General features: G+C 35.4%; 12 protein-coding genes and 1 pseudogene. 8 read left to right on the top strand and 5 right to left on the bottom strand.

Annotated elements, in window-relative coordinates; genetic code table 11:
* Positions 1 to 30 precede the first annotated feature (30 nt).
* Positions 31 to 600, top strand: a complete 570-nt coding sequence (locus F5613_RS02835) for a plasmid pRiA4b ORF-3 family protein (protein ID WP_179398610.1) — start codon at positions 31 to 33, stop codon at positions 598 to 600.
* A gap of 469 nt (positions 601 to 1,069) precedes the next feature.
* Positions 1,070 to 2,086, top strand: coding sequence for a 6-bladed beta-propeller (locus F5613_RS02830; protein ID WP_179398609.1), 1,017 nt, complete (start codon positions 1,070 to 1,072; stop codon positions 2,084 to 2,086).
* A gap of 155 nt (positions 2,087 to 2,241) precedes the next feature.
* On the opposite strand, the pseudogene F5613_RS16480 reads toward F5613_RS02830, so the two are convergent.
* Positions 2,242 to 2,355, bottom strand: a pseudogene (locus F5613_RS16480) (IS4 family transposase); the annotation flags it as partial.
* A gap of 34 nt (positions 2,356 to 2,389) precedes the next feature.
* Between F5613_RS16480 and F5613_RS02825 the strand changes: the two are divergent.
* Positions 2,390 to 2,860: a DUF3874 domain-containing protein gene (locus tag F5613_RS02825; RefSeq protein ID WP_179398608.1), complete on the top strand. Its 471-nt coding sequence runs from the start codon at positions 2,390 to 2,392 to the stop codon at positions 2,858 to 2,860.
* A gap of 412 nt (positions 2,861 to 3,272) precedes the next feature.
* Positions 3,273 to 4,289 carry a 6-bladed beta-propeller gene (locus F5613_RS02820; protein WP_179398607.1) on the top strand — a complete coding sequence of 339 codons (1,017 nt, stop codon included), beginning with the start codon at positions 3,273 to 3,275 and terminating at the stop codon, positions 4,287 to 4,289.
* 396 nt (positions 4,290 to 4,685) lie between these two features.
* On the opposite strand, the gene F5613_RS02815 is transcribed toward F5613_RS02820, so the two are convergent.
* Together F5613_RS02815 and F5613_RS02810 are read right to left on the bottom strand one after the other, a co-directional pair.
* Positions 4,686 to 5,210 carry a hypothetical protein gene (locus F5613_RS02815; protein WP_179398606.1) on the bottom strand — a complete coding sequence of 175 codons (525 nt, stop codon included), beginning with the start codon at positions 5,208 to 5,210 and terminating at the stop codon, positions 4,686 to 4,688.
* An 11-nt stretch (positions 5,211 to 5,221) separates the two neighbouring features.
* Complete coding sequence (locus tag F5613_RS02810) at positions 5,222 to 5,620, bottom strand: hypothetical protein (RefSeq protein ID WP_179398605.1); 399 nt, start codon at positions 5,618 to 5,620, stop codon at positions 5,222 to 5,224.
* 90 nt (positions 5,621 to 5,710) lie between these two features.
* Here F5613_RS02810 and F5613_RS02805 point away from each other — a divergent pair, with 90 nt between their 5' ends.
* The 3 genes from F5613_RS02805 (at position 5,711) to F5613_RS02795 (ending at position 8,181) form a co-directional block, all read left to right on the top strand.
* Positions 5,711 to 5,905 (top strand): DUF3874 domain-containing protein, encoded by a 195-nt coding sequence (locus tag F5613_RS02805; protein WP_218858856.1) that lies wholly within the window; start codon positions 5,711 to 5,713, stop codon positions 5,903 to 5,905.
* 214 nt (positions 5,906 to 6,119) lie between these two features.
* Positions 6,120 to 7,781, top strand: a complete 1,662-nt coding sequence (locus F5613_RS02800) for an IS1182 family transposase (RefSeq protein ID WP_246303322.1) — start codon at positions 6,120 to 6,122, stop codon at positions 7,779 to 7,781.
* A gap of 229 nt (positions 7,782 to 8,010) precedes the next feature.
* The gene (locus F5613_RS02795) at positions 8,011 to 8,181 is read left to right on the top strand and encodes a hypothetical protein (protein WP_179398603.1); all 171 of its coding nucleotides are present in this window, start codon (positions 8,011 to 8,013) and stop codon (positions 8,179 to 8,181) included.
* 26 nt (positions 8,182 to 8,207) lie between these two features.
* Here the strand turns inward: F5613_RS02795 and F5613_RS02790 are convergent, their stop codons facing one another.
* On the bottom strand, positions 8,208 to 8,801 hold the full coding sequence (locus F5613_RS02790; protein WP_179398602.1) for a DUF3575 domain-containing protein: 594 nt from the start codon (positions 8,799 to 8,801) through the stop codon (positions 8,208 to 8,210).
* Positions 8,802 to 8,811: 10 nt separating this feature from the next.
* Positions 8,812 to 9,867, bottom strand: a complete 1,056-nt coding sequence (locus F5613_RS02785; RefSeq protein WP_179398601.1) for a hypothetical protein — start codon at positions 9,865 to 9,867, stop codon at positions 8,812 to 8,814.
* A gap of 785 nt (positions 9,868 to 10,652) precedes the next feature.
* Between F5613_RS02785 and F5613_RS02780 the strand changes: the two genes are divergently transcribed.
* The gene (locus tag F5613_RS02780) at positions 10,653 to 11,222 is read left to right on the top strand and encodes a plasmid pRiA4b ORF-3 family protein (protein WP_179398600.1); all 570 of its coding nucleotides are present in this window, start codon (positions 10,653 to 10,655) and stop codon (positions 11,220 to 11,222) included.
* The last annotated feature ends 255 nt before the right edge of the window (positions 11,223 to 11,477 follow it).

Raw genomic sequence — 11,477 nt, 5'->3', positions numbered from 1 at the left:
GAAAGCATAAACTACTCATTTTAGTATTATATGGAATATCAGTTCAAGATTCAGATTAAAGGCATATCCAAACCTCCGGTATGGAGGAAAGTTATTATTCCGGCAAATTTTACGTTTCTGCAGTTTCATAGTGTGATACAAACCGTTTTCGGCTGGGATGATTATCATTTATTTGAGTTTGAGGATAAAGAGTATCAAGGTAGTATTCGCATTGCTATCCCCTCTGAAGATGATTTTGATTTTGGTGTTAAGACTTTGGATGCATCAAAAATTAAGTTGTCCAAAATATTTACAGACGATATTCGTAAACTTTTATATGTATATGATTTTGGAGACAATTGGGTTCATGAAATAACCTTAGAAGCCGTTTCCGACAACAAACGTAAAGAAGCTATTTGTCTTTCGGGTAAGGGTAGCTGTCCGCCCGAAGATTGCGGTGGATGCTATGGGTATGAAGAAATGAAAAATGTTTTCCGAACAATGCCTGACAGTGAAGAAGCTGGAGAATATAGGGACTGGCTGGGATTGGAAAAAGATGAAATCTGGAGTGCCGACACCTTTAATCTCGATGAAATTAACGCAGATTTAAAAGAAGTATAATTCTAAATGAGTCAGATGGAGGGTAAACATTCGGAACCATATACCACGTAGTAGAGAAGTGAAAAATCCCCCCAGTCAGGTATTCATTTGAATGCCAGGAGTTATATGAAACTTTAAGAAGATTATAGGGAGTTAATGAAAAGCGGTTCTCTGACAAGGTGAGTGTTAAATTGTAATTTGCTACATGGAAAGTTATATAAACGTTATTATAAAGAAGAATAGAAAATACGCAGTCAGTAATAGTTTTTTGAGAAATATTGTTTTGCTCAACACTTGAGACATGGATCGGTTTAGAAGTTATTATTATCAAACATCACAAGAATAATAAAAATATTATCAAAATATGTCCTGTCTATTTCATAATAAACAGAACGAATGTTTTATTTTTGTACAAAGCAATATTTTATGAAAGTATCTGATAATGTTGCAAATACTATTAATAAAGACTTGTTGAAAAACATTACAGAATATGAATAAAATATTAGGTATATTTCTAATCATCATCATTTTTGGAGGCTGCTCATCAAGCTCTTCAACTGAAAAAAAACAGAATAAAAGAAATAATATAATTAATGTTCACAACAGAATAAAAGAGATAGTAATAGAAGATCTCCTCATCAATAATAATTCATGGATATTTATTGTTGATAAGTATCTGTTTATACAGGATTACAAATCTGCAAATGAATGTATACAAATCTTCGACAAAGACAATTTCAAGTATTTTACAGGTACAGCACTAAAAGGACTAGGTCCTGGAGAAATTGCACGTATAGGACATATAACAGAAGATAAAAAGAATCGTAAGTTTTACGTAACAGATCATGGTAAGAACAAAATTTTCAGTTATGATTTGGATAGTGTAATTACCGATCCGACATATCTTCCAATTGAAAAAATGAAAATGCGCGAGCAATTACACCCTTGGGACTATGTTTACATTAACGATACACTATCTATTGGCGTAATCGTAGAGCCAATTGGTAATAATGACTTCAAACCTGTTATTGGGAAGTTCAATATGAAAACAGGCGAAATAAAGCATATGAGTTATACTATTCACCCAGAAGTAAAAAAGAAACGTATTTGTTTTGATATATCTTTAGAGTATGGAATTTATGTGGAATGTTATATCCCTCATGATTTAATGACAATATGTAGCCTGAATGGAGATCTAAAATATAATATCTATGGACCTAACTGGGATACGGAAACGCATGGTATTAATCATTATGGTCCTGTGGTATTTTGTGGGAATAGAATAGTTGCTCTCTATTCAGGAGAAAAATCTTTCACAAAAGAAGGAAGATCTAATTGGCCTACTAACTTTTTAATTTTCGACTTGGAAGGTAATTATCTTAAGACCTTAGAAACAGGATATAAAATCGCAAGATTTTGTTATGACAAAGACAATAACAGGATTATTATGAGTATGGATGACGATATACAGTTTGGATATTTGGATATGAAAGAATTTCTTGATTAGAGAACGATGACTATATTATTCGACATATACCCTGCAATCGGACATCTTAACGCGAGTTTCGCTCTTGCCGATAAGTTGTTAAAGGAAAAGCATCGGGTTGTTTATTGTGTCGAAGCCGAGTATTAAAGGATCATATGATGGATGTGTATCGCAGGTTTTTTTGCCCTGATAACGAAGAATGCTCCAATCTGATGAACCTTATACAATGTCTTCAAATTGTTATAAGCCTGGTCAAAGATGTGGTAAGAGCCAGATTCATAAAAAATTTCTTTCATTGCCACAGAATCGTGTCTTACCACTTCGGTGGAATCGTTGCGCCGCTATGCCTCGTTTATCGCCACAAGCAACCACTACGATGTGCTTACCGACACCTCGGGTAGCCGGAGGTTCATCTGTGTACGCCTTACAGGTTCCATCAGTTACAGTGATAAGATTAACCACGACCAGTTGTATGCCCAGGCCATGCATGAAATAAAGAGAGGCGAACGCTACTGGTTTGAGGGTCCGGAAGAGGCTATTCTGTCGGAGACCAACAAAGAATTTCAGGTACAGGTACCTGCAGAGCAACTGTTCCTGCAATTCTTCCGTGCCGCCGAATCCACAGAGAAAGGAGAGAAGCTCCTTGCCGTTGAAATACTGGGCCGCCTGCAGGAGAAAAAACTCTTTAATCTGTCGGCCACCAAAATCATCCATTTCGGCCGCATCCTGCACAAACACCAAATCCCCTCCAAACGAACCCAAACCGGAACCATATACCACGTAGTAGAGAAATAAGCAATCCCCCAACCCGGTATTCAATTGAATGCCGGGCTAGGGGATAGTTATATGAACTTTAAGAAGATTATAGGGAGTTAATGAAAGCAGTTCTCTGACAAGGAGAGTGTTAAATTGTAATTTGGGACATGGAAAGTTATACAAACGTTATTATAAAGATGAATAGAAAATGCGCAGTCAGTAGTAGTTTTTTGAGAAATATTGTTTTGTTCAACACTTGAGACATGGATCGGTTTTGAAGTTATTATTATCAAACATTACAAGAATAATAAAATATTATCAAAATATGTCCTGTCTATTTCATAATAAACAGAACGAATGTTTTATTTTTGTACAAAGCAATATTTTATGATAGTATCTGATATTGTTGCAAATACTATTAATGAAGACTTATTGAAAAACATTACAAAATATGAATAAAATATTAGGTATATTTCTAATCATCATCATTTTTGGAGGCTGTTCATCAAGCTCTTCAACTGAAAAAAAACAGAATAAAAGAAATAATATAATTAATGTTCACAACAGAATAAAAGAGATAGTAATCGAAGATCTCCCCATTAATAATTATTCACTTCCATTAATTGTCGATAATTATTTATTCATCAATGATTACAAATCGGAAAATGAATGTATACATATTTTTGATAAAAACAATTTTAAGTATATTACAAGCACAGCACTTAAAGGACAAGGACCTGGAGAAATTGCGCGCATAGGACATATAGCAGAGGATAAAGTAAATCGTAAGTTTTACGTATCTGATCATGGTAAAAATAAAATTTTCAGTTATGATCTGGATAGCGTAATTACAGATCCGGAATACCTCCCCATAGAAAAAATGAAAATGAATGCAGGGCTATTTCCTAATGACTATATTTATATAAGTGATACATTATCTATTGGTGTAACTATACAACCTCTTGGTAATAGTGATTTCAATCCTGTTGTTGGAAAATTCAATATGAAAACTGGTGAAGTAAAGCATATGAGTTATACTATTCATCCAGAGGTTAAAAAGAAACGTATTTGTTTTGATATATCAATGGAACATGGTATCTATGTAGAGTGTTATGCTCCTCATGACTTAATGACAATATGTAGCCTCAATGGCGATCTAAAATACAATATATATGGGCCTAATTGGGATACAGAAACACATGGTATTTATCATTTTGGACCAGTGAAATTTTGCAATAATAGAATAGTAGTACTCTACTCGGGAGAAAAAATTTTAAATAAAGAAGGAAGATCTAATTTTCCCACCAAATTCTTAGTTTTTGACTTAGATGGTAATTATCTAAAAACTTTGGAAACAGGATATAAAATCGCTAGATTTTGTTATGACAGGGATAACAACCGGATTCTCTTGAGCATGGATGACGATATACAGTTTGGATATTTGGATATGAAAGAATTTCTTGATTAAAGAACGATGACTATCCTATTTGATATATATTCTGCAATCGGACACTTTAACGCAAGTTTTGTACTTAAAATGAATTGCTAAACCGGCAACATCGAATTGTCTATTGCGTAGAACCCGAGTATGAAAAGATTATAACTGATAGAAGGTTTGAAACAAAGCATATTTTTCATGAAGGAATTAAGTAGAAAAACTAATGGACCAGCATTGCTATTTGTTACAAAGCAAAAAGTCCGACTCTCACGAACCGAACTTCCTTATTTTAATTAAAACCTAAACTTGTGAGTGCCCGAAACTATGTTCGGGTTATAATTATGAAAAGATTAGGGCGTTTGTCTAATCACCAAATTAATTTATTATCTTATATAAAATATTTGGTTGATTGGTTGTAAACTGTTATTAATCAACATTTATTGTTGTGTTTCCGGCAACTGTTGCATTGCAAAGTGTTCCTGCAGGAATTTCTGCATTACCTCCTTTAATTAAGAAACCAAACAGACAAAGAAAAGTCAAAACAATTGATAAAGCTACTTGATTGTTTCCTTCATCGTTAAGGCTTGCTCCAGTCAAATAAACGTCAGTTCCATCAACAGCTGTTACGCTTCTGATTACAACTTCGATTTGTCCTTCACTACCCAAAAGTCCGCTTTTCTTAACTCTGGAAATTTGTCCTTTTGCAATTGAACCTGCAGGTATAACAGTCTTGCCTTCGGCTACTACATCTTTAGTTACTTTGAAGTAGATCATTTGACCTGACCGGCAATCTTTACTTGAAATAGTGCTTAGCAGCTCTAAAGGAATAATGGATCCGCTTTTTAAAGTAACCGGTCCTGCTGGCAAAGTAAAGGACATAAACATCATTGCAAACGACAATAACAATGCTGTCGATTTAAGAAAACATTTGTTAGATAATTTTTCAAACATTGTGATAAAATTTAAAAGTTATTAATTTGATTATAATACATAAGTCTGTTAGCTTGTTGTTTAACTTGATATTGATTATATTTCTTGGCACTATTACCTGCCCCAATAATATTCCCGAAATAAAAAGATAATGAAAACACTCCCATTAGTCCTGCCACACCATAATTCTCTGACTTAATACTTGTGTAAGTCGCGTAGGCCAATAATGAGTTTATTATTAAAGAGGTAACAGCATTCTGAGGTTGTTTGGTATAAATATAACCTGCACCTGGTATTATGGATAAAAACCTTGCTACGGCTGGTTTTTTCATTTTGATATCAGAGAGTTGTTTGATTATTTCAATATTTGTGGTTGGTATGGACGGTGTCTGTATACTGTGCTGATTTAATAAATGAACTTTTAGCCTCATTAAACGCATTTGTTCTGATATGTATCATTCTTTCTAACTAATATTTACGAAATAGGCTTTATGGGTTATTCTCTCTACCATTACGGTAGTATGGATTGGATAGCCGAATCCAAAGAGAATGGAGAGAAGCTCCTTGCGGTTGAAATACTTGGCCGCCTGCAGGGGAAAAAACTCTTTAATCTGTCGGCTACCAAAATCATCCATTTCGGCTGCATCCTGCACAAACACCAAATCCCTTCCAAAAGAACCCAAACCGGAACCATATACCACGTAGTGGAGAAATAAGCAATCCCCCAGTCCGGTGTTTAATTGAATGCCGGGCTGGGGGGATTGCTTATTAAATAAAAGAAAGATTTTGCTTAATTATTTTATTGTGTTCATTATGTGAGGGTGTGTCAAAATAGGCACACCCTCGTTTTATGCACAAAGGTCGAACTTTCCCAAGCTCGGCCTTTGCTATTTCCTAGAGTTTTTGTAACTTTAGGTTTTCAAAATTCATATGACAAAGTTACATTTTCGCCCGTATATATCCAACCAAACGCTTCTTTTTCCGAGCCGGATTGATGAAGATATTGCTGAAGATGACCCTGTCCGGGTAGTCAATGCCCTGGTTGACAATCTTGACCTTAATAATATTAAGGCTCTTTATAAAGAATATGGTCGTAGTCCCTATCATCCGCAGATGATGCTCAAGGTGATTATCTACGCCTACATGAACAACGTTTATTCCTGTCGCAAGATTGAGAAGCTGCTTCTTCGCGACATCCATTATATCTGGCTTGCCGGGTATGAAAAACCAGACTTTATTACAATCAACCGTTTTCGTAATCGGGTAAAGCATGAGATTAACCAGATTTTCACCCAACTAGTGCTTCTTCTTGCCGGTAAAGGCTATGTGAGTCTGGATGTGGAATACATTGATGGGACAAAGATTGAATCCAAAGCCAACAAATATACCTTTGTCTGGCGCAAAAGCGTGGAGAAGAACCGGGACAAACTTCTCGATAAAATAAGAATCCTGCTTGAACAGATTGATGAAACGATCGCCCAGGATAAAGCAGCAGAGAATCAATCCGTGGCGTTTACTCCGGCAGCCATCTCCGATCTTGCCCGGGAGTTGAAGGAGGCGCTGGCAGAGCAACCCGCAGCCAGGACCAGGGAAGAAAAGAAAGCCCGTCGGGCAAGGGAGAAAGAGATAAAAGAGTTAGAGAAGCACGGCGATAAGCTTGCCGAATATGACCAGCATCTGCAAACACTCGGGGATCGTAACTCTTATTCCAAAAGTGATCCTTCAGCCACCTTTATGCGCATGAAAGAGGATGCGATGAACAACGGCCAGACCAAACCCGGCTACAACTTACAAATCGGGACAGAGAACCAATTCATCACCGACTTTTCCCTGTTCCCCAACCCTACAGACACATTAACCCTTATACCTTTCCTTAGCTCGTTTTCCGGACGTTACAACCGGCTTCCCGGCAAAGCCGTTGCCGACTCCGGTTATGGATCGGAGGAGAATTATCGTTTTATGGAAGAACATGATATAGAGTGTTTTGTAAAATACAACTGGTTCCACAAAGAGCAGAAGCGTTCGTTTAAGAATAATCCTTTTCTGGTGGATAATTTATATTATAATGCCAAAGATGATTACTATGTTTGCCCCATGGGGCAGCATATGACCTTTGTGGGTAAGACTCATGGAAGGACAGCTAGCGGATATATTACCGAATCACATCGCTACAGGGCAGCAAGATGCGAAGGATGCCCTCTTCGGACCGGATGCTTCAAAGCCAAGGGGAATCGCTCCATCGAAGTTAACCGCAGACTCGTGGAATATAAACGCAAAGCCCGTGAGAAGCTGATCTCGGATGAGGGACTTGAACACCGATCCAAACGACCTATAGAACCAGAAGCCGTTTTCGGACAAATGAAATACAATATGGCATACCGTCGATTCCGTCACTTCGGACTCGACAAAGTCACCATGGACTTTGCCTTCTTTGCCATAGCCTTCAACATAAAAAAGATGTGTGCAAAAGCAGCTAAAGGGATATCAAAGGGCTTTTATAACAGGAAAATTACTCTGAAAACAGCGTTTTATGAGGTGATAAGCGATCAAAATCGAATCGAAAGAAAAATCAATCCAAAATGGGCGGCTTGAAGCTTTTTTGAAAAACGAAACAAAAAAGAAAGAGGATGTGCCAATTACTTTGTTTTGACACACCCTCTTTTAAATGAACAATCTTCATGAAAACAAAAGATGTTCTGTTAGATGAAATAAAGGATAAACTGGTTGAAATACGGGAATTACCATATTCTATTCGGATAGCAAAAGAGAAAGAAACAGAAGCAGTGTTGTCAGGATAAAGGAAGAGCGTTGTGTTGTTGTTGTGAAGCCTGAAATTACTCAAGGAAACAAGGGGATTGTTCTTCAACAATTAAAGGATGCTTCAAGGAAAGAAAATCTTCCTAAAATAGAAGGGTTTGCGAAAAGTAAAGAACAGAATACTTCGTTTTTTAAAGAAAAAGAGCTGACCCAAGCTTGTTGGGCAGCCCTTTAATTAAGTTGTTATTTACTTTATAAGCCTCAAAAGGATAATCCAAAACGAAGTCCGAGCAAATAATCAAGATCATTTGAACTTTGTGTTGGGTAACTATCATGTCTCCATCCCAGACCTGCATTTGCTTCAACAAAAAAATGATTGGTGAAGTAATATTGATATCCAATAATAGGTATTGCTCTTATTGTTGGTGTTTGAAAAATATCTTTGTATGGATTATTTTGAAAAGGGCCTGTTTCTATCGAGAGAGGAAGTCCAGCAAAAAGGTTTCCCCACTTTTGTTGATTGTCCCAAAAGTAAAATCTTGGTTCTACTTTTAGCTCTAACATAGTTTGCCATGATCTTACTTTTTTTCCTCCGTACGTGCTATTTTCAAACCATTTATAGGTAGCATTATGGATTCCTGCCGTTGTTTTTAAACTAATGGAGTTTGAAAAGAAGTGCTCATAATACCCACCAATAAATCCCGAAACCGTAAACATAGGTGTTTGTCTGGAAAAGGTGTCAAAATACCAGGGAATAAAATCTACCTCAGCTCCAAAACGAGATTTGTTTTCTTGTGATGAAATGTTAGATATCGGTATAATTATAAAAAGAAGAAAATAAATGATCTGTTTCATAGCGCTATGATTATTTTGTTATACTTGTGTAGTTATTTGTGTATATACCTGCCCAATCTGTAGGCTGAAACTCACTTTTCTTAGCTTTGAAAGTGATACTCGCTTTTACAGCACTAACACCTCCAGTGTTGCCTAATTTTTGGGCCCAACCACAGAATCTTGCACCTATCGTTCTTGCTTTAAGTCCTGTTGTAAAATAATTTGTTCCTTGCGGTATATCCATTCCTCCTGCTGGAGGCTGATTGTAATGCCACGAACCACTGTTTAAGTGAATTTCGCCCCAAACCATTTCATCGCTAAAAGTAGTGCCCCATATTCCAAATAATTGTTTCTTTTGAGCCCTGCCTTCCATTTCTATTACAATTTCTGTTTGTGCATTGTCTATAACTAAAAGATAAGGATTGAATTTTATATGCTCTCTTCGTTTACTATCATTAGTCGTGATAAAAATGGGGCTTCTTTCATATTCTCCTCCAGATGAGCTTTTGGTGATTAAATCTTCTTGAATAATTAAGGGGTGAATAACTTTTTGATAAGAAATATTTTCTAGATTTGAATACTGTTCTCCTCCTAATAATCTTTTTAGAGTGTTTTCATTCCCGTCATTTATTATATATGCATAATTCCCTTCAAATTTGTATATACGTTTTCCAATTTTAATTACACCTTCTTCATTAAGTAGTTCTGAAAGCGTTACACTTCCTACTCGATTTTCAATAATTTCGACATTTCCAAATTCTTCAGTTGCGTCACTATAGACCTTTGTCTTACTTGATGATACAAGTGGATCGGATTCATTAGCTAGTTTGTATTTATTTTCTAGCGACATAAAGTTATTTAGAGATGGTGACTTTTGGATAGAATATGTATTAGATAGGATCCTATTAAAAATATCTAAAAACGCCTCCTCATTGTTAAATTCTAAATAAGACCCTTTTTGAGTAAATTTGTCTTCTGAAAATTCTGATGCTTCTGTTGATTGTAGTATCTCTTCAGCGCTATTTTGACAAGAAGAAGTGTAAAGTGCTAAAATAGATAAAGATAGCAAAATAAATAATTTTTTCAATTTTTAAAGTTTAAAATTAAGTTAATTAATAAAACAATTGATGGCAAAGATAGTTTCATTTTTGATATAATTAGTAAGTTTATATTTTATAGAGTTTATTTGTTTTATTTTAACATAATTGTGTTTAAGTATATCCAATTAATGATAACTTCCCTATGTTAATTTTTAATTATTATATTTTAAAAGAATATCAATACATAAATATCTTTTCCCTATAAATTAACTTTGTTTCTTTGTGGGGATTAGTTTTCTCATTTAGCAGAAAATATTTAATGGGAAATAGAACCCGTAAAATCGGATTATAATAATGACAGAACGAGAAAAAATGCTTGCCGGAGAGATATACGACTGCGGTGATGAATAATTGATTGAGCGTTGGCATCTAGCCAAGCAGCTTCAAAAAAAGTATTCTGAGACTGACAGCAGATACAGAGACCGGTTTAAAATTTCTTTACATCTATCTGATACAATAACAGTGGGATACGTTTTGATATTCAGATATCCTTTTCCTTTTGAATAAACTATATCAGAAATATTTTGTAAAGATACATTATTTTGATTTACAGAATTCCATGTTCCCAAAATAGCTGACGCAGCACCAGATAGCTCATCATCAGAGACTTCCTCTATTATACTAGTTTCGGAGCTTTAACCTCCTCAAAAGGTCTGTTTTAGATAGCAGTTTGCTTTAATTAAAGAAAGAAGATAATATTTATATCTAATATGTCAAAATATTAAGTCAATATTGTATTTTTGAAAGCATAAACCATTAATTCTGTAAAATTATGGAATATCAGTTTAAGATTCAGATTAAAGGCATATCCAAGCCTCCGGTATGGAGGAAAGTTATTGTTCCGGCAAATTTTACGTTTCTGCAATTTCATAGTGTGATACAAACCGTTTTCGGCTGGGATGATTATCATTTATTTGAGTTTGAGGATAAAGAGTATCAAGGTAGTATTCGTATTGCGATCCCCTCTGAAGATGATTTTGATTTTGGTGTTAAGACTTTGGATGCATCAAAAGTTAAGTTGTCTAAAGTATTTACAGATAATATTCGTAAACTTTTATATGTATATGATTTTGGAGACAATTGGGTTCATGAAATAACCTTAGAAGCCGTTTCCGACAACAAACGTAAAGAAGCTATTTGTCTTTCGGGTAAGGGTAGCTGTCCGCCCGAAGATTGCGGTGGATGCTATGGGTATGAAGAAATGAAAAATGTTTTCCGAACAATGCCTGACAGTGAAGAAGCTGGAGAATATAGGGACTGGCTGGGATTGGAAAAAGATGAAATCTGGAGTGCCAACACCATTAATCTCGATGAAATTAACGTTGAATTAAAAGAAATTTAATTCTAAATAAGTTATATGGAGGGAAACTATTTGGAACCATATAAGACGTAGCAGAGAAATAAGCAATCCTCCCTCAGGAGTTCAATTGAATGCCGGGCTGGGGGGATCTGTATTTAATGAATGAGAGATTTTCTTTATTTTATTATGTTCATTGTATTTGTATGTTCATTGTCAATGAACATACAAATACAATGAACAATCAATCCGGTTGCGCACTTTACTCCAAATGCCTCCCAGAAATTATGAGTAAATACC

Origin of the sequence: Macellibacteroides fermentans, assembly GCF_013409575.1 — a bacterium.
Classification (GTDB): Bacteria; Bacteroidota; Bacteroidia; order Bacteroidales; family Tannerellaceae; genus Macellibacteroides; species Macellibacteroides fermentans.
The sequence above is the reverse complement of the archived record's forward strand: the minus strand, read 5'-3'. Positions and strand labels throughout refer to the sequence as shown.

What these genes read in the sequence shown, in the direction of transcription:
- F5613_RS02820 (WP_179398607.1), top strand. Translation starts at nt 3,273, where the DNA reads ATGAATAAAATATTAGGTATATTTCTAATCATCATCATTTTTGGAGGC.
- F5613_RS02805 (WP_218858856.1), top strand. Translation starts at nt 5,711, where the DNA reads ATGGATTGGATAGCCGAATCCAAAGAGAATGGAGAGAAGCTCCTTGCG.
- F5613_RS02790 (WP_179398602.1), bottom strand. Translation starts at nt 8,801, where the DNA reads ATGAAACAGATCATTTATTTTCTTCTTTTTATAATTATACCGATATCT.
- F5613_RS02835 (WP_179398610.1), top strand. Translation starts at nt 31, where the DNA reads ATGGAATATCAGTTCAAGATTCAGATTAAAGGCATATCCAAACCTCCG.
- F5613_RS02810 (WP_179398605.1), bottom strand. Translation starts at nt 5,620, where the DNA reads ATGAGGCTAAAAGTTCATTTATTAAATCAGCACAGTATACAGACACCG.
- F5613_RS02800 (WP_246303322.1), top strand. Translation starts at nt 6,120, where the DNA reads ATGACAAAGTTACATTTTCGCCCGTATATATCCAACCAAACGCTTCTT.
- F5613_RS02830 (WP_179398609.1), top strand. Translation starts at nt 1,070, where the DNA reads ATGAATAAAATATTAGGTATATTTCTAATCATCATCATTTTTGGAGGC.
- F5613_RS02780 (WP_179398600.1), top strand. Translation starts at nt 10,653, where the DNA reads ATGGAATATCAGTTTAAGATTCAGATTAAAGGCATATCCAAGCCTCCG.
- F5613_RS02815 (WP_179398606.1), bottom strand. Translation starts at nt 5,210, where the DNA reads ATGTTTGAAAAATTATCTAACAAATGTTTTCTTAAATCGACAGCATTG.